This is a genomic window from Mesorhizobium sp. J428 (assembly GCF_024699925.1).
Classification (GTDB): Bacteria; Pseudomonadota; Alphaproteobacteria; order Rhizobiales; family Rhizobiaceae; genus Mesorhizobium_A.
In genome coordinates this window covers 4,468,727-4,489,262 of sequence record NZ_JAJOMX010000001.1, presented here as the reverse complement: position 1 = coordinate 4,489,262, position 20,536 = coordinate 4,468,727, and the positions used below count along the sequence as shown (strand labels likewise).

25 protein-coding genes, 1 tRNA gene and 2 pseudogenes are annotated in these 20,536 nt (G+C 65.8%); 6 read left to right on the top strand and 22 right to left on the bottom strand.

From position 1 onward, the window contains the following. Positions 1-88: 88 nt before the first annotated feature. The 8 genes from rplL to tuf form a co-directional block, all read right to left on the bottom strand. Positions 89-469, bottom strand: a complete 381-nt coding sequence (gene rplL, locus LRS09_RS22535; RefSeq protein WP_257809193.1) for a 50S ribosomal protein L7/L12 — start codon at positions 467-469, stop codon at positions 89-91. A 57-nt stretch (positions 470-526) separates the two neighbouring features. Then, positions 527-1,045, bottom strand: coding sequence for a 50S ribosomal protein L10 (rplJ, locus tag LRS09_RS22530; protein ID WP_257809192.1), 519 nt, complete (start codon positions 1,043-1,045; stop codon positions 527-529). A 375-nt stretch (positions 1,046-1,420) separates the two neighbouring features. After that, a complete protein-coding gene (rplA, locus tag LRS09_RS22525) occupies positions 1,421-2,119 on the bottom strand; it encodes a 50S ribosomal protein L1 (protein ID WP_257809191.1) in 699 nt (232 codons plus the stop codon). Positions 2,120-2,123: 4 nt separating this feature from the next. Further along, complete coding sequence (gene rplK / locus LRS09_RS22520) at positions 2,124-2,552, bottom strand: 50S ribosomal protein L11 (protein ID WP_257809190.1); 429 nt, start codon at positions 2,550-2,552, stop codon at positions 2,124-2,126. Positions 2,553-2,685: 133 nt separating this feature from the next. Further along, positions 2,686-3,213, bottom strand: coding sequence for a transcription termination/antitermination protein NusG (gene nusG / locus LRS09_RS22515; RefSeq protein WP_257809189.1), 528 nt, complete (start codon positions 3,211-3,213; stop codon positions 2,686-2,688). A gap of 32 nt (positions 3,214-3,245) precedes the next feature. Beyond that, positions 3,246-3,449 (bottom strand): preprotein translocase subunit SecE, encoded by a 204-nt coding sequence (gene secE, locus LRS09_RS22510; RefSeq protein ID WP_085465094.1) that lies wholly within the window; start codon positions 3,447-3,449, stop codon positions 3,246-3,248. 322 nt (positions 3,450-3,771) lie between these two features. After that, positions 3,772-3,847, bottom strand: a tRNA-Trp gene (locus tag LRS09_RS22505). 96 nt (positions 3,848-3,943) lie between these two features. After that, positions 3,944-5,119 (bottom strand): elongation factor Tu, encoded by a 1,176-nt coding sequence (tuf, locus tag LRS09_RS22500; protein ID WP_257809188.1) that lies wholly within the window; start codon positions 5,117-5,119, stop codon positions 3,944-3,946. Positions 5,120-5,441: 322 nt separating this feature from the next. Here tuf and LRS09_RS22495 point away from each other — a divergent pair, with 322 nt between their 5' ends. Beyond that, positions 5,442-6,800: a D-alanyl-D-alanine carboxypeptidase family protein gene (locus LRS09_RS22495; RefSeq protein ID WP_257809186.1), complete on the top strand. Its 1,359-nt coding sequence runs from the start codon at positions 5,442-5,444 to the stop codon at positions 6,798-6,800. 41 nt (positions 6,801-6,841) lie between these two features. On the opposite strand, the gene LRS09_RS22490 is transcribed toward LRS09_RS22495, so the two are convergent. The 6 genes and pseudogenes from LRS09_RS22490 to LRS09_RS22465 all read right to left on the bottom strand — a co-directional run bounded on the left by LRS09_RS22490 (position 6,842) and on the right by LRS09_RS22465 (position 11,233). Then, positions 6,842-7,534 carry a molecular chaperone DnaJ gene (locus LRS09_RS22490; RefSeq protein ID WP_257809184.1) on the bottom strand — a complete coding sequence of 231 codons (693 nt, stop codon included), beginning with the start codon at positions 7,532-7,534 and terminating at the stop codon, positions 6,842-6,844. 116 nt (positions 7,535-7,650) lie between these two features. Then, positions 7,651-8,589: a division plane positioning ATPase MipZ gene (locus tag LRS09_RS22485; protein ID WP_374684873.1), complete on the bottom strand. Its 939-nt coding sequence runs from the start codon at positions 8,587-8,589 to the stop codon at positions 7,651-7,653. 107 nt (positions 8,590-8,696) lie between these two features. Further along, positions 8,697-9,135, bottom strand: a pseudogene (locus LRS09_RS22480) (DUF1489 family protein). Positions 9,136-9,201: 66 nt separating this feature from the next. Continuing rightward, positions 9,202-9,540 (bottom strand): type II toxin-antitoxin system HicB family antitoxin, encoded by a 339-nt coding sequence (locus LRS09_RS22475; RefSeq protein ID WP_257809181.1) that lies wholly within the window; start codon positions 9,538-9,540, stop codon positions 9,202-9,204. After that, positions 9,537-9,791, bottom strand: a complete 255-nt coding sequence (locus LRS09_RS22470) for a type II toxin-antitoxin system HicA family toxin (protein WP_257809180.1) — start codon at positions 9,789-9,791, stop codon at positions 9,537-9,539. Before LRS09_RS22470 ends, LRS09_RS22475 begins: the two co-directional genes overlap by 4 nt. A 41-nt stretch (positions 9,792-9,832) precedes the next feature. Continuing rightward, on the bottom strand, positions 9,833-11,233 hold the full coding sequence (locus LRS09_RS22465) for an L-serine ammonia-lyase (protein WP_257809178.1): 1,401 nt from the start codon (positions 11,231-11,233) through the stop codon (positions 9,833-9,835). 539 nt (positions 11,234-11,772) lie between these two features. Here LRS09_RS22465 and LRS09_RS22460 point away from each other — a divergent pair. Next, positions 11,773-12,471: a DUF599 domain-containing protein gene (locus LRS09_RS22460; protein ID WP_257809177.1), complete on the top strand. Its 699-nt coding sequence runs from the start codon at positions 11,773-11,775 to the stop codon at positions 12,469-12,471. After that, entirely contained in the window at positions 12,468-12,617 is a 150-nt protein-coding gene (locus tag LRS09_RS22455; RefSeq protein ID WP_257809176.1) for a hypothetical protein, read from the top strand. The genes LRS09_RS22460 and LRS09_RS22455 overlap by 4 nt, the downstream gene beginning before the upstream one ends. Positions 12,618-12,620: 3 nt before the next feature. Here LRS09_RS22455 and LRS09_RS22450 read toward each other — a convergent pair whose 3' ends face one another. The 3 genes and pseudogenes from LRS09_RS22450 to gatC form a co-directional block, all read right to left on the bottom strand. Then, positions 12,621-13,412, bottom strand: coding sequence for a YdcF family protein (locus LRS09_RS22450; protein ID WP_257809175.1), 792 nt, complete (start codon positions 13,410-13,412; stop codon positions 12,621-12,623). A 20-nt stretch (positions 13,413-13,432) separates the two neighbouring features. Beyond that, positions 13,433-14,932, bottom strand: a complete 1,500-nt coding sequence (gatA, locus tag LRS09_RS22445; protein ID WP_257809174.1) for an Asp-tRNA(Asn)/Glu-tRNA(Gln) amidotransferase subunit GatA — start codon at positions 14,930-14,932, stop codon at positions 13,433-13,435. Between the two features lie 48 nt (positions 14,933-14,980). Further along, positions 14,981-15,267: pseudogene (gene gatC, locus LRS09_RS22440) on the bottom strand (Asp-tRNA(Asn)/Glu-tRNA(Gln) amidotransferase subunit GatC). Between the two features lie 158 nt (positions 15,268-15,425). Between gatC and LRS09_RS22435 the strand changes: the two are divergent. Both LRS09_RS22435 and LRS09_RS22430 read left to right on the top strand, forming a co-directional pair. After that, positions 15,426-15,680, top strand: a complete 255-nt coding sequence (locus LRS09_RS22435) for a type II toxin-antitoxin system Phd/YefM family antitoxin (RefSeq protein ID WP_257810289.1) — start codon at positions 15,426-15,428, stop codon at positions 15,678-15,680. Further along, positions 15,677-16,105 (top strand): type II toxin-antitoxin system VapC family toxin, encoded by a 429-nt coding sequence (locus LRS09_RS22430; RefSeq protein WP_257809172.1) that lies wholly within the window; start codon positions 15,677-15,679, stop codon positions 16,103-16,105. The genes LRS09_RS22435 and LRS09_RS22430 overlap by 4 nt, the downstream gene beginning before the upstream one ends. Before the next feature lie 33 nt (positions 16,106-16,138). On the opposite strand, the gene LRS09_RS30110 is transcribed toward LRS09_RS22430, so the two are convergent. Both LRS09_RS30110 and LRS09_RS22420 read right to left on the bottom strand, forming a co-directional pair. After that, complete coding sequence (locus LRS09_RS30110) at positions 16,139-16,336, bottom strand: hypothetical protein (RefSeq protein ID WP_308240334.1); 198 nt, start codon at positions 16,334-16,336, stop codon at positions 16,139-16,141. Positions 16,337-16,611: 275 nt separating this feature from the next. Beyond that, positions 16,612-17,319 (bottom strand): metal-dependent hydrolase, encoded by a 708-nt coding sequence (locus LRS09_RS22420; RefSeq protein ID WP_257809171.1) that lies wholly within the window; start codon positions 17,317-17,319, stop codon positions 16,612-16,614. A gap of 83 nt (positions 17,320-17,402) precedes the next feature. Here LRS09_RS22420 and ruvX point away from each other — a divergent pair, with 83 nt between their 5' ends. Beyond that, complete coding sequence (gene ruvX / locus LRS09_RS22415; RefSeq protein WP_257810288.1) at positions 17,403-17,879, top strand: Holliday junction resolvase RuvX; 477 nt, start codon at positions 17,403-17,405, stop codon at positions 17,877-17,879. Here ruvX and LRS09_RS22410 read toward each other — a convergent pair. From LRS09_RS22410 to LRS09_RS22400, 3 genes are all read right to left on the bottom strand, one after another. Beyond that, on the bottom strand, positions 17,827-18,159 hold the full coding sequence (locus tag LRS09_RS22410; RefSeq protein WP_257809170.1) for a DUF6105 family protein: 333 nt from the start codon (positions 18,157-18,159) through the stop codon (positions 17,827-17,829). The two genes, ruvX and LRS09_RS22410, sit on opposite strands and share 53 nt — an antisense overlap. A gap of 1 nt (position 18,160) precedes the next feature. Beyond that, on the bottom strand, positions 18,161-18,715 hold the full coding sequence (locus LRS09_RS22405; protein WP_257809169.1) for a hypothetical protein: 555 nt from the start codon (positions 18,713-18,715) through the stop codon (positions 18,161-18,163). Positions 18,716-18,810: 95 nt separating this feature from the next. Further along, positions 18,811-20,439, bottom strand: coding sequence for an acyl-CoA dehydrogenase family protein (locus LRS09_RS22400; RefSeq protein ID WP_257809168.1), 1,629 nt, complete (start codon positions 20,437-20,439; stop codon positions 18,811-18,813). Positions 20,440-20,536 lie beyond the last annotated feature (97 nt).

Below are 20,536 nucleotides of genomic sequence, written 5' to 3'. Positions count from 1 at the left end.
GAAAAGGGGTTTCCCTAAACTTGCCCAATACGCGGGCCCTCCCCCGAGGGAGGCGGCGGACGGCGAAAGCCGCCCGCCGACACGCGTGTTACTTCAGCTCGACCTTGGCGCCGGCTGCTTCCAGCTGGGCCTTGATCTTGTCGGCGTCAGCCTTGTTGGCGCCTTCCTTGACGGTCTTCGGAGCGCCCTCGACCAGGTCCTTGGCTTCCTTGAGGCCCAGGCCCGTGATCGCACGGACTTCCTTGATGACGTTGATCTTCTGGGCGCCGGCGTCGGTCAGGACGACGTCGAACTCGGTCTTCTCCTCGACCGGGGCGGCAGCAGCGGCAGCGCCACCGCCAGCGGCGGCAACGGCGACCGGAGCGGCGGCCGAAACGCCCCACTTCTCTTCGAGGAGCTTCGAGAGCTCAGCCGCCTCGAGGACGGTCAGGCTCGACAGTTCGTCAACGATCTTCGACAGATCAGCCATTTTTCACTTCCTTCAGTTGGTTCGATTGCGTGTTGTAGATGACAGCGAGAAACGGCCTCATGCCGCTTCGTCCTTCCGGGCATAGGCGCCGAGAACGCGGGCCAGCTGCGCAGCCGGTGCGTTGACGACCTGGGCGATCCGGGTTGCCGGGGTGGCGATCATGCCAACCAGCTTCGCGCGCAGCTCGTCCAGCGACGGAAGCGTGGCCAGGGCCTTCACTCCATCGGCGTCGAGAGCGGTCGATCCCATGGCGCCGCCGAGAATGATGAGTTTCTCATTCCCCTTGGCGAAATCGGAAGCGACCTTCGGCGCTGCAACCGGATCATCCGAATAGGCGATCAGGGTCTGTCCCTTGAACAGTCCCTTCATGCCTTCGGAGTCCGTACCCTGAAGGGCGATGATGGCGAGACGGTTCTTCGCTACCTTGACGGTGCCGCCGGCGGCGCGCATTTTCGACCTCAGGTCGTTCATTTGCGCCACGGTCAGACCGGCATAGTGGGCCACGACGACTGAACCGGTGCTCTTGAACACCTCATTCAGGCCCGTGACGAATTCGCGCTTTTCCGCTCTTTCCACTGCCACTCTCCAGTTGGCAGCCTCCCCCGAAGGATCGGCTGCCGGTTGCCTTCTGTCGCGCGGGACATCCAGTTAAGGATCTCCCGAACGACGCTCGAGGATCCTGTCCCCTTTTCGTCGTGACGGTTTCCCGCCACGCTGACAAAAGGCACACGCGGTTCGAACCAAACGTGACGCCGAGGCGTCGAATTCGGTCGATCCCCGTCTCATGCAGGCCCAAACGGCTTAAGGAGAGGAACTCTCCACCTGCAATCTCGGACAGGAGACCGGAGGTTTCCCTCCGGCTGCCGAGGGTTCCCCCTCGGATCCGGCCCCGTTTCCGGGACCGGAATTCTTGAATCGGATCAGCGCGCTACGCGCTGACCCTCATGTCGATCAGGCGACGGCCAGCGTCGCCACGTCGATCTTCAGGCCCGGGCCCATCGTCGAGGTGATCGACACCTTCTTGACGTAGTTGCCCTTGGCGCCGGTCGGCTTCGCCTTGATCACGGCGTCGGCGAAGGCGCGGATGTTCTCCTCGATCGCGTTGACGTCGAAGGACACCTTGCCAACGCCGCCATGCACGATGCCGGCCTTCTCGACGCGGAACTCGACCGCGCCGCCCTTGGACGCCTTCACGGCGCCGGCGACGTCGACGGTCACCGTGCCGACCTTCGGGTTCGGCATCATGCCGCGGGGCCCAAGCACCTTACCGAGACGGCCGACCAGCGGCATCATGTCCGGCGTGGCGATGCAGCGGTCGAAATTGATCTCGCCCTTCTGCACGATCTCGACCAGATCCTCCGCACCGACAATGTCGGCGCCGGCGGCAGTCGCCTCCTCGGCCTTCGCGCCGCGCGCGAACACCGCGACGCGGACCGTGCGGCCCGTGCCGTTCGGCAGGTTGACCACGCCGCGAACCATCTGGTCGGCATGGCGCGGATCGACGCCGAGGTTCATCGCAACCTCGATCGTCTCGTCGAACTTCACGCTCGCGCGCTCCTTGAGCAGCTTCACGGCGTCGGCCAGAGCGTAGCTCTTGTTCGGATCGATGCCCTCGCGGGACTTCGCAACTCGCTTCGAAAGCTTCGCCATGACGTCAGCCCACCACTTCCAGGCCCATCGAACGGGCGGAACCTTCGACCATGCGCATCGCCATTTCCACGTCGTTCGCGTTCAGGTCCTTCATCTTGGCTTCGGCGATCTCGCGCACCTTGGCGCGGCTCACCTGGCCGGCGATCTTCTTGCCCGGCTCCTTCGAACCGGAATCGAGGCCCGCCGCCTTCTTGAGGAAGTAGCTCACCGGAGCCGTCTTCATCACGAAGGTGAAGGACTTGTCGGCGTAGTAGGTGATGACCACCGGAACCGGCGACCCCTTCTCCATGTCCTGGGTCTGCGCGTTGAACGCCTTGCAGAACTCCATGATGTTGATGCCGCGCTGACCAAGCGCCGGGCCGATCGGCGGGGACGGCGTGGCCGATCCTGCCTTGACCTGGAGCTTGAGCTGGCCCGCAACTTTCTTAGCCATTTCTCATCTGCCCTTGTGTCTTGCCGGCCCGAATGAGCCGGCGGTTGCAGTTCGGTGGTGCGGAGCTCACGGCCGGCTAAAGCCGCGGCACCTCCCACCCGTGAGACGCCCGGACGCGCCGGGCATCTTCCGGTCAGGCCTTCTCGACCTGGCCGAATTCCAGATCCACGGGCACGGCGCGCCCGAAGATCGAAACTTCCACCTTGAGCCGCGCCCGCTCCTCGTCGACTTCCTGGACGAAGCCGTTGAACGAGGCGAACGGGCCGTCGGAGACGCGCACCTGCTCGCCGATCTCGAAGGTGATCGACGGCTTCGGACGCTCCACGCCCTCCTGCACCTGGTGCAGGATGCGCTCGGCTTCCGCGTCGGTGATCGGCACCGGCTTCGAATCGCCGAGGAAGCCGGTCACGCGCGGCGTGTTCTTGATCAGCGAGAACACCGCGTCGGTCAGGTTCGCCCGCACCAGCACGTAGCCGGGGAAGAACTTGCGCTCGGCGTCCACCTTGCGGCCACGCCGCACCTCGACGACCTTCTCGGTCGGCACGAGGATCTTCTCGAAGGATTCCCAGAGGCCCTTCTGCTTGGCCTTCTGCTCGATATCCTCCGCGACCTTCTTCTCGAAGTTCGAATAGGCGTGGACGATGTACCAGCGCGCGGTCATGTCTTGAACTGTCTCCGTGGTCGCCGGCGAAACTAGCGCCCGAGGCCGAGGATCAGTTCGACCCCCAGTGCCATAAGCTGATCCGCGGCGAAGAAGAAGATCGCCGCGATGAATGCGAAAATGAGCACCATGATGGTCGAGATCATGGTTTCCCGGCGCGAGGGCCAGGTGACCTTCGAGGTCTCCGACCGGACCTGCTGAAGGAACACGAATGGATTGGTGGTCTTCGAAGCCATCTGCCGCTCTGTATCCGGGTCCGTTGACCGGACCGCCTTTCTGAAGTTCCCGACGCTGGAACATGCCTCCCGGGGAAGCTCATGGAAGGACGGCGAATCAGTGCCTTTCTTCCATGCCATTAGGTGCGTAAAGCCGGCTGCCCAGCTCCACGCACCGCGTGTCTGTTCCGTCTACATAAAGAGGATTCGCCGCAAGCGCAAGGCCCGGTATCCGCTTCATGTTCTCGCGCCGTCGAGGAACCATCCATTCGTCCCAGGCCCGGCTATGGCATTCCATATACGCCCCTTTCGGGGAAAACTCGACCTCCCCTTCCGGGGAGGATGGCACGGGCAGCAGGGCTCGAACCTACGACCTACGGTTTTGGAGACCGTCGCTCTACCAACTGAGCTATGCCCGTATCGCGCCCGTTCCTAATCGCTTGTCGCCAAAGCTGCAAGCGGGGTCCGGACGAAAAAATGGCGGCGCGGACGCCGCCATTCAAGCGCCGGAGCGCTTATTCCTTGATCGAGGCCACGACGCCTGCACCGACGGTGCGGCCGCCTTCGCGGATGGCGAAGCGGAGCTTCTCTTCCATCGCCACCGGCACGATCAGCTCGACGTCGACCGTGATGTTGTCGCCGGGCATCACCATCTCGGTGCCCGCCGGCAGCGTCACGATGCCCGTCACGTCCGTCGTGCGGAAGTAGAACTGCGGACGGTAGTTGGTGAAGAACGGCGTGTGACGGCCACCCTCCTCCTTCGTCAGGATGTAGGCCTCGGCCACGAACTTCTTGTGCGGCTTCACCGAGCCCGGCTTGGCCAGAACCTGGCCGCGCTCGACGCCGTCACGGTCGACGCCGCGCAGCAGCGCGCCGATGTTGTCGCCAGCCTGGCCCTGGTCGAGCAGCTTGCGGAACATCTCGACGCCCGTGCAGGTCGTCTTCGCCGTCGGACGGATGCCGACGATCTCAAGCTCCTCGCCGACCTTGACGATGCCGCGCTCGACGCGACCCGTCACAACCGTGCCGCGGCCCGAGATCGAGAACACGTCTTCGATCGGCATCAGGAACGGCTTGTCAATCGGACGCTCCGGCGTCGGGATGTAGGCGTCGACCGCAGCCATCAGCTCGCGGATCGCGTCCTCGCCGATCTTCTTGTCGGAATCTTCAAGTGCCGCCAGCGCCGAACCCTTGACGATCGGAATGTCGTCGCCCGGGAACTCATACTTCGACAGAAGCTCGCGCACCTCGAGCTCGACCAGCTCGAGAAGCTCGGCGTCGTCGACCTGGTCGACCTTGTTCAGGAACACAACGATCGCCGGAACGCCGACCTGGCGGGCGAGCAGGATGTGCTCGCGGGTCTGCGGCATCGGGCCGTCGGCGGCCGACACAACCAGGATCGCGCCGTCCATCTGCGCCGCACCCGTGATCATGTTCTTCACATAGTCGGCGTGGCCGGGGCAGTCGACGTGGGCATAGTGGCGGTTCGCCGTCTCGTATTCGACATGCGCCGTCGAGATCGTGATGCCGCGCGCCTTCTCTTCCGGAGCCGCATCGATCTGGTCATACGCCTTGAACTCGCCGAAATACTTCGTGATCGCAGCCGTCAGCGACGTCTTGCCATGGTCGACGTGACCAATCGTCCCGACATTCACATGCGGCTTCGTCCGCTCAAACTTGCTCTTGGCCATCGTGTTCTTCCTCGGCGACTGTTTCGAAGTTTCGGAGCCGCGCGATTAGCGGCAATGATGTCAAAACACAAGCCCTTTCGACGCCGGGCACCCTGCCCGGATGGGCGGTAGCCGTCCGCCGCCCCTGCCCTTGTGCCGATCGCGGCCCAGCCGGAAGTAGCCATGCCGGCGATCGGAAACATTCGATTCAAAGATGCCGGAGGGGCTCAACAATCCGGTTACCATAAACGGAATGGTAACGCTGTCGCCGTAGCTTCACGCGACATGCAGCGCGGTGACCTTTGCCGCGCAGGGCCCCAACGAAAAAACAAAGGGTGTAGCAGTGAGTTTCGCGTCCGCCGGCCTGTTCTCCTCCGTCCGCAAGTCCCTCCGTCCCGTCATCGGCCTTTTCATCGCAACGACCGTCGCGATCGCCGGTCCGACCGCCGCCGCTGAGGCGCAGTCGAAGAAGGCCGCCGTCGTCATCGACGCCAGCACGGGCAAGACGCTCTATTCGTCGAGCGCCGATTCGCCGCGCTATCCGGCGTCTCTGACGAAGATGATGACGCTCTACCTCACCTTCGAGGCGATGTCGGCGGGCCGCATCTCCAAGGACACCCGGGTCGTGTTCTCCAAATATGCGTCCTCGCGCCCGCCGACGAAGCTCGGCGTCAGGCCCGGCGGCTCGATCACGGTCGAGCAGGCGATCCTCGGCCTCGTCACCAAATCGGCGAACGACGCCGCGACCGCGCTCGGAGAACTCCTCGGCGGGTCGGAATCGAACTTCGCGAAGATGATGACTGCGAAGGCACGCAAGCTCGGCATGAGCTCGACCACCTTCCGCAATGCGTCGGGCCTGCCCGATCCCGGGCAGAAGACCACAGCGCGCGACATGGCGATCCTCGGCATGTCGCTGCGCGAGCACTATCCGAAGCACTATTCCTACTTCTCGACCCGCTCCTTCGCCTTCGGCAAGTCGCGCATGGCCAATCACAACAAGCTGCTCGGCCGCGTGCAGGGCGTCGACGGCATCAAGACGGGCTATACGCGCGCTTCCGGCTTCAACCTCGTCTCCTCGGTCAAGGTCGGCGACCGCAAGATCGTCGCCGTCGTGATGGGCGGTGCGAGCGGACGCAGCCGCGACGCCGAGATGGAGCGTCTCATTGCCGCCTATATGCCCAAGGCGTCGAGCCGCGGCTCCAACCCGCTGATCGCCGCCCGCACCATCGAGCCGCAGGCGCCGATCGTCGCCTCCGTCGCGAGCCCGCTGCACGCCAAGAACGTCCCCGCGCCCGAAGCGCGTCCGGAAGAGGCTGTCGAGACCGCCTATGCGCGGCCTCTGGCGCGCCCGGCCGATCCGATCGCCGACGCGGTGGCCAAGGCCGAGGCACCCACGCCGAAGGTCGAGGTGGACCAGGTGAAGACGGCCTCGGTGACACCGTCCGCCGCGCCGAAGTCCGGCTGGGTGATCCAGGTCGGCTCCGTCGGTTCGGAGGCCGAAGCCCGTGCGCTGCTCAACAAGACGAGCGACAAGGCTGCGCAGCTGCTGGCATCCGCCGAGCCGTTCACGGAGCGGTTCGAAAAGGGCGGCACCACCTATATCCGCGCCCGCTTCGGTGGCTTCAGCAACCAGGCGACGGCCGCCAAGACCTGCGCCGCGCTCAAGAAGCGGTCGATCTCCTGCTACGCCGTGCAGCAGTAGGCCGTACCAAGCATCTCCGGTCAGTCCGAGTCGAAGGAGAACTAGCCGTGCAGAGAGAGCAGGAAATCCCTGGCTTCGTCGATCCGCGCCGCAAGGAACGTCGCGTTGCCGAGATCGGCGCCCAGTCGCTTCACAAGGCGGCGATGCGCCTGGCGGATGTCCGCCGCGCTGGCTCCCGGTTCAAGACCAAGGATCTGGTAGGCTTCCTTCTCAGTCATGGCGCCCGCAACTGGCGCGCCAGCCTGCCGCGCACCGACGTGCGGATCTGCGTCTATGCGCCGGGCGGGGAATCGGCTCTGAAAATACGCCTCAAGTAGGCGCAGGCTTTCCGCGTCGGACGACAGTTCTCCGCGGAGCTTCAGCAATGACGGCAGGTCGAGCTCGTCGAGCCCCCTGCCCTCGAACGTGCCGGCCAGCACCAGTCCTTCCAGCCCGCCGGTGGAGTGGTCCAGCACCATCTCCAGCGCCGCCGTGCGGACCGTCGAGCGCCGCCTGCGGAACGCCGTCCGGCGCGGTCGGGCAAAGACCAGCAATGCCCACATCGTCGCGAGACCGACGAGCGGAAAGCCGAACACCGGCCGTCCCAGCGCCGTCAGCACCATACCTGCGATGGCCACCAGCAAGGGGCCGGCGATCCTGAGCACGGCCGCGAGCCGCGCCGGATCCCAGGTCAGGAAGACCCGCGCGGAAAGCACAGCGAGCAGGGCGACTGCTGCGGCAGAGAGCCAGATCATGACGCCGCTCGCCGCCGCGCCGTTCCGGGCGAATGTCCATTGGCCATAGCGGGCTTCATCGTCACCTCACACATCCACAGAAGATGCGGGGGCGGCGGCGCCGTTTCAAGTCGCCTTCAGCTGACGAAGATGTCGGGCAGCGCGATCGGCTGGCCGATCGTCTGGGCATAGCGCTGCCGCGCCTCGACCCGCCTGCGTCCCATCTCGTCCGTCGGCAGGCGCAGCGCGGCGACGAGCTGGCGGATCTCCTGGCGGGCCGCGAGGTGCGACAGCGTCGGTCGGCCGCCGAGCGTCCTTTCGTCCAGCTCGTCCAGCGCGGTGAGGCCGACGGGGAAGAATTCGCGGAAGATCACGCGCTCCGAAATGCCGTCGGCGATGCGGAAGCCGAGCTTCATGGACAGGTTGCGCAGGCTGGAGGCCACGCGCTGCTCGTTGCGCGAGGTGATGCTGGCCATGCGGTTGCGTACCACCACCCAGTCGAGGATCGCGTTGTCTGCCTGGCGCCGCTCGCGGCGGGCGTCGCGCACGGAGGTGGCATATTGGGAGACGTCGAGGATCTCGTAGCTGACCGGATCGATCCGCCCCAGCACGTCGAAATCGATGAAACTGTCGTTCATCGGCGTCACGAGCGTGTCGGCGATGCGGTGCGCCAGCCGGCTGAGGAAGGTGTCGGAGCCCGGCGTGTCGATGACGACGAAATCGTGCCGGCTCTCGACCTCGGCGAGACCGTCGGTCAGCTTGCGGAACTCCTCGCCCTCCGCCTCGGTCACGCTCTCGCGCCGCGCCGGCGGCACATGGAAATGCGCCGGGACCTGCAGCGGCACGCCCGAATTGCGCGACCAGCGGACACGGTTCTCGACATAGCGCGTGAGGGAAAGCTGGCGTCCGTCGAGGTCGACTGTGGCGACCGTGTAGCCTGATTTGAGCAACGCCACCGCGACATGCATCGCGGTCGTGGACTTGCCGGAACCGCCCTTCTCGTTGCCGACGACGATCACGTGCGCCGGACGCCTCGCGCTCCCGACGGACGAGCCCACCAAACTCGACAACAACATGACACAACCCCACGCCCGGCTTCACCTTGCGTCCGGACGCTTATGGTTTCAATCCGGTAAACGGCCTCGGAGCGGCCTTTTCTCGGCTTAAGGTTAAGCGCCGAGGCTCAGAGCAGTCCGAGACTTGCCAGTTCCGAGCGCAGGTCCGGCGGCAGGGCCTGCCAGCCGGACGCATTGTCAGAAAGGTCCGCCGGCGCGTCGGCCGCGACGAGATAGCGCCAGCCCTGGAAGGCGCGGCGCGGCTGCCATTCGGTGCGCACCACCTTCGGGTCGAGCACGAGATGGCAGCGCGAGATGCCGTCGGCATCGGTGAACGGCCGCACCTCCAGAAGCCGCTGCCGGCACTGCACGGAGCCCTTGATCACCCAGTAGAGCGAGCCGCCGTCGATCAGCTCCGGCGCGCGGCTCGGCACCATGCGCGTGGTGTGCATCTGTTCGACCTGCACGGCCGAGCGCGCGGGCCTCGTCGAGGCGCTCGGCGATCCATTCCTCGAGATCCTCGACGCTCTCGGCGCCGACGCAGAGCTTGATCATGTTGAGCGGCATGATGATGAGGTAGGCGCTTGCCCCCGGCCGGTCAACGGCGAGCCGACTTGTCCACAGGGGCGCAGGTCATCCCTGCTTGGCCGCCGTCTCGATCGCTTCTGCAACCCACTCGTTTAGGCTGAGGTCGTTGGCAGCGGCGGCGATCGCAGCCGCGGCATGCGTCTCGGGGGCGAGACGGACGTTGAAGCGGCCCGAATAGGAGCGGCGCGGTTCGATCCCCTTCTCACGGCACATGTCCAGAAAGACACGCAAGGACGTGCGGCCTTCATCATAGAGCGCATCCACCGTGTCGGCATAGAAATCCGCGCCGCCGGCGAGCCCGAGGAATTCGCCCCGGAACAGGCGGATGTCGGGATCGAACGCCACGACCGCCTTGTGGCCCTCGATATCGATCACGTTCTTCATGGCACTATCTCGTTGGCCTCGAGCCATTTCCGGATGGAGGTTACCGCGCCCTTATCCGTCTCCGGCGACGGGTGCGGACGATGAAACACCCTTACCTCGCCGAACAGAAAGACGCCGACGCGGGATCCTTCGCGCTCCGAAACCTCGGCACCGAGCGATACGAAAAGAGCCTCGATATCCGACCAGCGGATCGTTCCGCTCGTTGGTCTGGCGAAGATCGCCTCAAGTGTCGCGCGGTAGCGCCGCTTCATTCAATTCCAGTATCATAATTTAGTACCATATGGAAGACCGGTCAACACTCCACCACGTTGACCGCCAGCCCGCCGAGGCTGGTCTCCTTGTATTTCTCGTTCATGTCGAGGCCGGTCTGGCGCATCGTCTCGATGGCGGCGTCGAGCGGCACGAAATGCGTGCCGTCGCCCTTGAGCGCCAGCGAAGCGGCGGTGACGGCCTTCACCGCGCCCAGCGCGTTGCGCTCGATGCACGGCACCTGCACGAGGCCGCCGACGGGATCGCAGGTCATGCCGAGATGGTGCTCCAGCGCGATCTCGGCGGCGTTCTCCACCTGCATCGGCGTGCCGCCCATGACGGCGGCGAGGCCGGCGGCGGCCATGGCCGAGGCCGATCCCACCTCCCCCTGGCAGCCGACCTCCGCGCCGGAGATCGAGGCGTTGTGCTTGATGATGCCGCCCACGGCGGCCGCGGTGAGCAGGAAGTCGCGGATGCCGGCCTGATCGGCCTCGGGGTGGAAATGCAGCCAGTAGCGCATCACCGCCGGGATGACGCCGGCCGCGCCATTGGTCGGCGCGGTGACGATGCGCCCGCCGGCGGCGTTCTCCTCGTTCACGGCCATCGCGTAGACCGACAGCCAGTCGTTGGCGAGCAGCGGGTTCGGGCGGTTCTGCCGCCATTCCTCCTGCAGCTTGTCGTGCAGCTGGCGGGCGCGGCGCTTCACCTTCAGCCCGCCGGGCATGATGCCCTCCTGGGTCAGGCCGCGCTCGATCGCGCCGCGCATCGCCGCCCAGACGTTATCGAGGCCTTGATCCAGCTCCTCGCGCGACAGCCGAGTCTCCTCGTTGGCGCGCTTCATCTCGGCGATGGACAGCCCGCTCGTCGCCGCCATGTCGAGCATCTCGGCCGCGTGCGAGAAGGGATAGGGCACATCGTTCGCCGCGGCTTCAGGCCCCCTCGCCTTCAGCCGCTGCAGTTCCTCGTCGGACACGACGAAGCCGCCGCCGATCGAATAGTAGATGCGCCTGAGCAGCACGCGACCGTCCGCGTCGAGCGCGGAAAAGGTCATGCCGTTGGCGTGGCCGGAAAGCGGCGTCTTGCGGTCCATCACCAGGTCGGCGGCCGGATCGAAGCGATAGGCCGGGTGGCCGGGCGGACTGACCGCCTTCGCCGCCGCGACCCCGGCGATGATCTCGTCCACCCTGTCGGGATCGACGGTCATCGGCGTGAGGCCGGTCAGGCCGAGCACCACCGCGCGGTCGGTGCCGTGGCCGATGCCGGTATAGGCAAGCGATCCGTGCAGGCTCGCGGCGAGCCGGAAAACGGCGACATCGTGCGGCCGCGGCCAGTCGCCGTTGAGGATCTCGTCGAGAAAGCGCACGGCGGCCGTCATCGGCCCCATCGTATGGGAGCTCGACGGCCCGATGCCGATCTTGAACAGGTCGAAAACCGAAAGGAACATCAGCGCAATCCCCATGACGGAGATAGCACTTCTGCGTCCTTCACGCTGCGAATTCTAACCGCAAGCCGACTTCGGCAAGCCCGGCGGCGACATCGGCGTCGCCGGACAGCTCATCTCGCTGCTACGACGGCCGCGCTCTCGGCGCCACCGATCAGCCAGGCCAGGAGAATGATGAATGCGAAACCCACGACTGCTTTGGCGGCAACGCCCCAGCAGGATTTTTGAACGCTATCGTCCATGATGTCCTTACCGCTGGCAGGTCGTCCACCGCGCCATCCCAGGCGCGGGCGATCCCACCGCTTTCCGGGTGGCTTTTACTTCGCCGACGCTCTTTTCGCAATTGCAAAATGAGGCGAAAACGCGGCCGGCTTCCGCAGCGGCATTTCGACATTTCCCCTTTTCTCTTTCGCAATCAAATGGTTGAGCGAAACGTGACGGTTAACATCGTGTGAACGGCGATGTCGAAATTGCGGCGCGCCCTGTGCGATGCGACAGAATCTTGCGGTTTCCCCGGGCGCCCGGACATGATCTGATCGGACATGGCGCTCGAATCGTTCCACCTCAAATTCGCCGACGCCGCCGCGCTCGTCTTTTTCGTCGCGGTATGGGTCCTGTTCGCCTTCGCCGCCTCCGGCCGGCTTTCACGGCGCACCACTCTCACCCAGGCGATGAACCGGCAGCGCGAGGAGTGGATGCGCACCATGGCGCGGCGCGAGCTGCGCATGATCGACACCGGCATCATGGCGGGCCTGCAGCAGGGCACCGCCTTCTTCGCCTCCACCTCGATCTTCGCCATCGGCGGCTGCGTGGCGCTGCTCGGCGCGTCGGAAGAGGTGCTGACCGTGCTGCGCGACCTACCCTTCGGCGCCGAGACGTCGCGCCAGGAGTTCGAGCTCAAGGTGCTCGGCCTGCTGGTGATCCTCTCCTACTCCTTCTTCAAGTTCGGCTGGGCCTACCGGCTGTTCAACTACTGTTCGATCCTCGTCGGCGCGGTTCCGGTGCTGAAAGACGAGAACCGCGACGGGCATGACACGGCCAAGGCGATCGCCCGGGCAGCGCGGATGAACGTTCTGGCGGGCGGGCATTTCAATTCGGGCCTGCGCGGCATCTTCTTCTCGATCGGCTATCTCGGCTGGTTCATCGGGCCGGCTGTGTTCGCCGCCACCACGATCTTCGTCTTCATCGTGCTCCTGCGCAGGCAGTTCTTCTCCGCCGCGCGCGCAGCCGTGACGGATTGAGCGGGAACCGGACGCAGCGCCGCGCCGTTGTGGGAACGTCATCGTTTCCAACCGGCAAGGAGGTTCACATGCTTCGCGGCATCGCGCTCTGGCTTCTCGGGATTCCGATCCCGATCATCATCCTGCTCTGGCTGTTCCTCGACTGAGGTTTAGGGCGAGGGAAAGGGCTGGTCGATCCGCCCGGTCAGCCAGTAGGCGATCAGTCCGATCCATTCGCGGATGCCAAGCGTGGCGGTCTGGAGCGAATCGACCGGATTGTCGACGAAGAAGCCGATGCCCTCGCGGCCGGTCGTGCGATAGTCGACCGGCCATGGCGTCACCGGGAAACCCGCCTGGCGGAAAAGCGCCATCGAGCGCGGCATGTGGAAGGCCGACGTCACCAGCAGCCAGGTCTCGCCCGGCGCCGGCGTCACCAGTTCCTTCGTGAATACCGCATTCTCGTAGGTATTGCGGGACTTCCCTTCCAGGACCAGCCGTTCCCGCGGAATGCCCAGCGCCTCGAACAGCCGCACGGCGGTCGAGGCATCGTCCTCGCCTTCAAGCAGCAGCGCACCCGTGCCACCGGAAATGACGATCGTCGCCTCCGGATAGCGTCGGGCGAGCGCGGCCGCCTCGACATAGCGGTCACCGCCCGAATTCAGCTCGTAGCCGCCTCGCACCAGGTTGATGCCGCCCTCGAATCCCCCGCCGAGGACGACGATGCCCGCCACCTTCTCAGGCAGCGGCGGACGCGGAAACCGGTCCTCCAGCGGGGTTACGAGAAGCGCGCCGAACGAGGTCCAGACGCACAGGGCGAGGCCGAGGGCGGCTATGCCGAACAGGCCATAGGCGGTGCGATGCCAGCGCAGCATCGCCAGCAGCAGTCCGGCGATCAACAGGATGATCGCCAGGTTGACCGGCTGGATCAGGAACCAGAACAGTTTCGAGAGGACGAAGAACATGGTTCAGCGCCCTCCCCGGCTCACCACCACTTCTGCGGTTCGAAGCGGCCGGCCGCCTGCTCGATGACATGGGCGGCGCGGAACAGGGTTTCCTCGTCGAACGGCCGGCCGATGAGCTGCAGGCCAAGCGGCAGGCCGTTCGCGTCGACGCCGGCCGGCACGGCGATGCCCGGCAGCCCTGCCATGTTCACCGTCACGGTGAAGATGTCGTTGAGGTACATCTTCACCGGGTCCGAGGCCATGTCCTCGTCGGCGATGCCGAAGGCGGCCGACGGCGTCGCTGGCGTCAGGATCGCGTCGATGCCGTCGCGATAGGCGTTCTCGAAGTCGCGCTTGATCAGCGTGCGCACCTTCTGCGCCTGGACGTAATAGGCGTCGTAATAGCCGGCCGACAGCACATAGGTGCCGATCATGATGCGGCGCTTGACCTCGCGGCCGAAGCCTTCGGCGCGGGTCTTCTCGTCCATGTCGATGATGTCCTTGCCCGGCACGCGCAGGCCGTAGCGGACTCCGTCATAGCGCGCGAGGTTGGACGAGGCTTCGGCCGGCGCCACGATGTAGTAGGCCGGCAGGGCGTATTTCGTGTGCGGCAGCGAGATGTCGACGATCTCGGCGCCCGCGGCCCGCAGATACTCGATGCCCTCTCTCCACAGCTTCTCGATCTCGTCTGGCATGCCGTCGACGCGGTATTCGCGCGGGATGCCGATCTTCATGCCCTTCATCGACTGGCCGAGTGCGGCCTCGTAGTCCGGCACCGCGAGGTCGACCGAGGTCGTGTCCTTCGCATCGACCGAGGCCATCGACTTCAAAAGGATCGCGGCATCGCGCACGTCGCGGGCGATCGGGCCGGCCTGGTCGAGTGACGAAGCGAAGGCCACCGTCCCCCAACGCGACACGCGGCCGTAGGTCGGCTTGATGCCGACCGTTCCGGTGAAGGCGGCCGGCTGGCGGATCGAACCGCCGGTGTCGGTGGCGGTAGCGCCCGCGCAGAGCCAGGCAGCGACCGCTGCGGCCGAACCGCCCGACGAGCCGCCGGGCACCAAGAGCTTGTTGTCGGCCTGGCCGACGCCGTTCGCGCCGCGCCGCCAGGGGTTCACGACCGGGCCGTAGTACGACGTCTCGTTCGACGAGCCCATGGCGAACTCGTCCATGTTGAGCTTACCGAGCATGACCGCGCCGTCGGCCCACAGGTTCGCCGTCACGGTCGATTCGTATTCCGGCTTGAAGCCGTCGAGGATGTGGCTGGCGGCCTGGGTGTGCACGCCCTTGGTCGCGAACAGGTCCTTGATGCCGAGCGGAATGCCTTCGAGCGCACCGCCCTCCCCCTTCGCCAGCTTCGCGTCCGACGCCGCCGCCATCTCGCGGGCCTGGTCGTGCGTCACCGCAACATAGGCGTTGAAGCGCTCATTGGCCGCGTCGATGGCGGACAGGTAGGCTTCGGTGATCTCGCGCGCGGAAAACTCCTTCGCCTTGAGGCGGGTCCGCGCTTCCGCGATCGTCAGTCTGGTCAGGTCGGTCATCTGTGGTCCGGTGCTACGGGCTTGTGCAGGGCGGTGGCGGGCGGTCGCTTACTCGACGACCTTCGGTAGAGGAAGAAATTCTCGGCCGTCGCGGGCGCGTTCGAAACAATCTTGTCGGCGATGCCGCCGTCGTTGACCACGTCCTGCCGCTTCTTCATCACCATCGGCGTCACCGACGTCATCGGCTCGACGCCGGACACATCGACCTCGCCCAGTTGCTCGACGAAGCCCAGGATCGCATTAAGCTCGCCGGTCATGCGCTCGGCATCCTCCTCGTTCACCGCGATGCGGGCAAGGCGGGCGACGCGTTTGACGGTGGCGATATCGACGGACATGGATGCGCTCCGGAAGGGCGGGCAAGCGGAAACCGGCCTATACCGCCCGCCTTTCGGCGGCGCAACACTTGACGGCAAGGCGCGACAGTCCGCTTTGCGATCAATTGCTTTCGACGCACCTTCGCGATATGTAGGCACTTACCTACATGGAGGTCGCGATGACCATCAGCACCCTGTCCAGCCGCGAACTGAACCATGACGTGAGCAGCGCCAAGAAAGCGGCGCAGAAAGGCCCCGTGGTCATCACCGATCGCGGCAAGCCTTCGCATGTTCTGATGACATATGGCGATTTTCAGCGGCTGACCGGCAGGCGCCGCAATCTCGCGGAAAGCCTTGCCATGCCCGGACTGTCGGAGATCGATCTCGATACGACCCGGATCGAGATCGAACCGCGGCAGATAGACCTGTCGTGAGCTACCTGCTCGACACCAACGTGGTTTCGGAACTGCGCAAGATCGGCGACGGCAAGGCCGACGCCAACGTGGTATCGTGGGTGGAAGCCGAAGATGCGGATCGCTTCTTCATCTCGGCGATCACCATTCTCGAGCTGGAGCGCGGCGTGCTCGGCGTCCAGCGGCGCGATCATGCCCAGGGCGCACGGTTGCGTGCCTGGCTCGACAACCACGTTCGTCCCGAATTTGCCGGCCGTATCCTCGCCGTCGACGACGTCGTCGCCACACGGTGCGCGCATCTGCATGTCCCGAACCCACGGAACGAGGTCGACGCGCTGATCGCAGCCACCGCCCTGGTCAATGGCCTGTCCGTGGTAACGCGTAACGTGCGCGATTTCGAGGGAACCGGTGTTGTCGTCATCGATCCGTGGCAGCCGACAACGTAACGCATCCGAGCTCGCCCGCCATCGCCGCAAGCTTCAGGGCATTTCCACGCCTTCGCACAGGAAGTAGCTGCCGCTGTTGCCGGGATCGTCCTCGGTGGTCGCCCGCACAGAGGCGAAGTCGAGCTGGGTGTCGTTCATCTTGATCACGGAGAGAACGTCGGGAAATGCGTAGCCTGGTTCCTGGCAGAGCGCCGCGACGACCCATCCCGGCGCCCGCGTGGCCGGCGTCACGGTCAGGAACTCGCAATTGTATTCGTAGCTCTCGAGATCCGCGTTCGGTGAGCAGCACGTTGCCCTCCTCCAGCACGGACTCGACCCCGTTCGTCTTCGCCTGCTCGCAAAGCTCCTGCGACCGCAGGTAGACGCCGGACACGAACGTGTCGGCCGCAGCGGCCGGCAGCGCAGCCGCCAGCATCAGCGCGCCCGCCGCGCGGAACACATATCTTCTCATTGCTATCCCCCTCGACCCCGGCCGCCCGGCCGTCACTCATCCATCGCGAAACGATTCAGACGGAAAACGCCTTGCCGACCTCCGGCACGATCACCTTGGTCGACGATCCCTCCATCGCGGCGACGAACTTGTCGGCGTTCTGGTCGATGATCGGGAAGGAAGCGTAGTGGCAAGGGATCGCCACGTCGAGCTTGAAGAAGCGACGGCAGGCGAGTGCGGCGACCGCCCCGCCCATGGTGAACCTGTCGCCGATCGGCACGATGCCGATCGAGGGCTCGTGCAGTTCGTTGATCAGCGCCATGTCGCCGAAGATGTCGGTGTCGCCGAAGTGATAGAGCGTCGGCGCGTCGGGGAAGTGCAGCACGAGTCCCGCCGGATTGCCGAGATAGGTGTTGGTGCCGCCCTCGCCGCCGAAGGACGAGGAATGCAGCGCCTGCACGAACGTCGTCGTGAAGCCGCCGCAGTCGAGCGTGCCGCCGTGATTGCCCGGATTGATCTTCGCGCCGTCGACGCCCTTGCCGACCAGGAACATGCAGATCTCGAAATTCGCCACCAGCATGGCGCCGGACTGTTTGCAGATGTCCACCGCGTCGCCGATATGGTCGTTGTGGCCGTGGGTCAGGAGAACGTGCGTCGCGCCCTGCGCGACGTCCTGCCAGCCCTGCTTCGCGCCTGGATTGCCGGTGATGAAGGGATCGACGACGATCTTCTTGCCGGCGGTTTCGATGGTGAAGGCGGAATGCCCGTGCCAGGTCAGTTTCATCGCAGATGGTCCTCGCCAATGAGTCGAACGGAAGATAGAACGCCCGCGTGTCCCGTCAAACCGTGAAAGGGCCGGAAAGCCTCGTGGCGATCATCGACGTAGAGGAACTCGCGCGCACCCTGCCCGCCGGAAAGACGGTCGCCGGCATCGATCCCGGCACGACCACGATCGGGCTTGCCGTGTCCGACCGCAACCTGTCATTTGCGCACCCGCGGCCGGTCATCATGCGCAAGAAATTCGCGCTCGACGCCGCCGCCTTGCTTTCGGCGCTGGCCCGCGATGAAGTTTATGCGCTGGCGATCGGCCTGCCGGTCAACATGGACGGCAGCGAGGGGCCGCGCGCCCAGGCGAGCCGGGCGTTTGCGCGCAACCTGTCGAAGCTGACGGAGATGCCGCTGTTGTTCTGGGACGAGCGGCTGTCGACGGTCGCCGCCGAGCGCACGTTGATCGAGATGGATTTTTCCCGCAAGCGGCGCGAGACGAAGATCGATTCGGCCGCGGCCGCCTTCATCCTTCAAGGCGTGCTGGATCGCCTTCGGGCGCTGCGCCGGCCGGCATGAGGCGCTCGCGCAGCGCGGTCCACTGCGCGGCGATCAGGCGCCGGCGGCGGAACGCCCAGATCGCAAGAATCAGCAGGGTGTCGAAGATGCAGGCCTTGGCGATCAGCCACGGGATCGTCTCGGGCGCGACGCCGAGCATCTCGCCGTAGAGTTCGAAAACGAGCTCATGCAGCGCCCGGCTCAGATAGATCGAGCCGAAATTGATGTCGTTGGCCGAGAGGAAGAACCAGCCCCAGAACAGGCCGAGCGGTGCGGCCCAGGCGAAGAAGACGTATTTCATCTCAGTCGGCTCCGCCCTGTGGTGCGTTGCGGCCGACCAGGCGGGTCAGCATGCTCGAATGCGCCGCCCCCAGCGCCATGCGGCGCGCAGCGGCGCGGAACTGGTCCGCCTCGGTCGCCTTCGGCGCGGCAAAGGCGCGGCGCTCCGCAATCACGGCGACGTAGGAGGCCATCAGCGCGGCTAGCTGGAAGGCACCGGCCCCCTGCACGCCCCCCTCGCCGCGCGCAGCCGAGACGACCAGGGCGATCGTGACCATGAGCACGGCGCCGCCGAAGGCGATGCTCGCCACCTCCTCATATCCGCCCGGATAGTCCTCCGCGGCCAGCACGGCGGTCAGGAACGTCCATAGGAAGAGCGTGGCCACCAGGCCGAAGGCGATCGAGAAGGCGGTGGAAACGCCGTGATTCATCGCCTTCCCCGCCTCGAGCACAATCGGCGCGACGCCGCTGCCGGGAAACAGCTCCAGCCCGACCGGGTGCGAGACGGCCTGCGCCGCCATCAGCGCAAAGGCAGCCATCCAGTAGACCGGCACGAGATAGGTGAGAAGCGGCCGCATGGGGATTCTCGGTTAACAACCGGTAAACTACCCTGCTCGCGACCCTCCGCAATGGAAACCATTCGTTAAGGTTAACGGACCCGGCCACGAAAAAATCAGCCGACCTCCGGATAGAGCGTCTCCAGGATCGCGCGAGGGTCGTGGCGGCCGTCGAGCATGCCGTAGGTGTTGCGCCACTGGCCCGCCAGCCGCGTCTCGATAAAGGCGTCGGCGATGCGCCCCGCCCCCAGCCGCTTGAGCTCGGCGGCCGCCGCCGACAGCGCGAGCTGCTCGGTGAGGATGCGCGCAGAGCCGTCGTCCGATGCCGCGATCTGCATCGCCGCCCGCAGCACGTCGGACGTGCCCCGCCCGCTGGCGCCCAGATCCTTGTCGATGCCGGCGATGACCTCCTCGAACAGCGCCGGGCCGCGCTGCAGCACGCGCAGCACGTCGAGCGCCATCACATTGCCCGAGCCTTCCCAGATCGCGTTCACCGGAGCCTCTCGGTAATAGCGGGCGAGCGGCGCTTCCTCGACATAGCCGTTGCCGCCGAGGCACTCCATCGCCTCGTAGAGCAGCGGCGGCGCCGTCTTGCACACCCAGTACTTCACCACCGGCGTCATGGCGCGGGCGAAGGAGGCCTCGGAGCGGTCGACCGCGGCCTCGTCGAAGGCGCGCGCCAGTCGGAAGGACAGCGCGGTGGCAGCTGCGACGTCGAGCGCCATGTCGGCCAGCACGCGCTGCATCAGCGGCTGCTCCATCAGCGTCTCGCCGAACACCTTCCTGTGGCGGGCGTGGTGCACCGCTTCCTGCAGGCCGGCGCGCATGATGCCGGACGAGGCGAGCGCGCAGTCGAGCCGCGTCAGCGTCACCATGTCCATGATCGTCTTCACGCCCGCGCCCGGCTCACCGATCATCTCGCCGAGAGAATTGTTGAACTCGACCTCGGACGACGCGTTCGACTTGTTGCCGAGCTTGTCCTTGAGCCGCTGGAAGGCGAGCCCGTTGCCTGCCCCGTCGCCGAGAAGGCGCGGCACGAGGAAGCAGGACAGACCCTCGCTCGCCTGGGCCAGCACCAGGAACGCGTCCGACATCGGCGCGGACATGAACCATTTGTGGCCGGTGATGCGGTAGAAGCCGTTGCCGGCCTTCTCGGCCCGCGTCGTGTTGGCGCGCACGTCCGTGCCGCCCTGCTTCTCGGTCATGCCCATGCCGAGCGTCAGGCCGGCCTTGTCGACCGGCGCCTTGTTCGACTGGTCGTATTTGCGCGAGGTGATGCGCGGCGCCCATTCGCGGAACGCCTTCGGGCTCGCCATCAGCGCGGCGAGCGACGCGCTCGTCATGGTGACCGGGCACAGATGGCCGCATTCGAGCTCGGAGGTCAGGAAGAAGCGCGCGGCGCGGATCTGGTGGCGCTTGCCGGTCTCGGCCTCGCCGTTCTCCCAGATCGAGGAATGCAGGCCGTTGGTGATCGAGCGGCGCATCAGCGCGTGGTAGGCGGGGTGGAACTCGACGATGTCGAGCCGCCTGCCCTGCCGGTCGTGCGTCCTCAGCTTCGGCAGCTCGGTGTTGGCCAGCCGCGCCAGGTCCTGCGCCTCGGGCGACAGCACGAAGCGGCCGAGCGCGTCGAGATCCTTGCGCACCGGTTCGGAAAAATCCTGCGCCAGCTGCATCAGCAGCGGGTCGCCGCGCCAGGCGTTCGAGCCGGTCAGCGGCGGCGTCTGGTTGGTCACGTCGTGGTTCACATCGTGCTCCACATGGCCATCCGGGGCGTGCGTCCACGGGCCCGGCGGCCCACCTGTCCGACATATAGCCGAGTCCGCAAGGGCTGCACGTCGAAAA

Excerpts from the sequence above, each read along its gene's own strand:
- LRS09_RS22460 (WP_257809177.1), top strand. The coding sequence starts at position 11,773 with ATGGCGCTCGAATCGTTCCACCTCAAATTCGCCGACGCCGCCGCGCTC.
- rplA (WP_257809191.1), bottom strand. The coding sequence starts at position 2,119 with ATGGCGAAGCTTTCGAAGCGAGTTGCGAAGTCCCGCGAGGGCATCGAT.
- LRS09_RS22410 (WP_257809170.1), bottom strand. The coding sequence starts at position 18,159 with ATGAAATACGTCTTCTTCGCCTGGGCCGCACCGCTCGGCCTGTTCTGG.
- nusG (WP_257809189.1), bottom strand. The coding sequence starts at position 3,213 with ATGACCGCGCGCTGGTACATCGTCCACGCCTATTCGAACTTCGAGAAG.
- LRS09_RS22490 (WP_257809184.1), bottom strand. The coding sequence starts at position 7,534 with ATGATCTGGCTCTCTGCCGCAGCAGTCGCCCTGCTCGCTGTGCTTTCC.
- LRS09_RS22465 (WP_257809178.1), bottom strand. The coding sequence starts at position 11,233 with ATGTTCCTTTCGGTTTTCGACCTGTTCAAGATCGGCATCGGGCCGTCG.
- gatA (WP_257809174.1), bottom strand. The coding sequence starts at position 14,932 with ATGACCGACCTGACCAGACTGACGATCGCGGAAGCGCGGACCCGCCTC.
- secE (WP_085465094.1), bottom strand. The coding sequence starts at position 3,449 with ATGGCTTCGAAGACCACCAATCCATTCGTGTTCCTTCAGCAGGTCCGG.
- rplL (WP_257809193.1), bottom strand. The coding sequence starts at position 469 with ATGGCTGATCTGTCGAAGATCGTTGACGAACTGTCGAGCCTGACCGTC.
- LRS09_RS22475 (WP_257809181.1), bottom strand. The coding sequence starts at position 9,540 with ATGAAGAACGTGATCGATATCGAGGGCCACAAGGCGGTCGTGGCGTTC.
- LRS09_RS22405 (WP_257809169.1), bottom strand. The coding sequence starts at position 18,715 with ATGCGGCCGCTTCTCACCTATCTCGTGCCGGTCTACTGGATGGCTGCC.
- LRS09_RS22485 (WP_374684873.1), bottom strand. The coding sequence starts at position 8,589 with ATGTTGTTGTCGAGTTTGGTGGGCTCGTCCGTCGGGAGCGCGAGGCGT.
- LRS09_RS22470 (WP_257809180.1), bottom strand. The coding sequence starts at position 9,791 with ATGAAGCGGCGCTACCGCGCGACACTTGAGGCGATCTTCGCCAGACCA.
- rplK (WP_257809190.1), bottom strand. The coding sequence starts at position 2,552 with ATGGCTAAGAAAGTTGCGGGCCAGCTCAAGCTCCAGGTCAAGGCAGGA.
- tuf (WP_257809188.1), bottom strand. The coding sequence starts at position 5,119 with ATGGCCAAGAGCAAGTTTGAGCGGACGAAGCCGCATGTGAATGTCGGG.
- LRS09_RS22435 (WP_257810289.1), top strand. The coding sequence starts at position 15,426 with ATGACCATCAGCACCCTGTCCAGCCGCGAACTGAACCATGACGTGAGC.
- LRS09_RS22420 (WP_257809171.1), bottom strand. The coding sequence starts at position 17,319 with ATGAAACTGACCTGGCACGGGCATTCCGCCTTCACCATCGAAACCGCC.
- LRS09_RS22450 (WP_257809175.1), bottom strand. The coding sequence starts at position 13,412 with ATGTTCTTCGTCCTCTCGAAACTGTTCTGGTTCCTGATCCAGCCGGTC.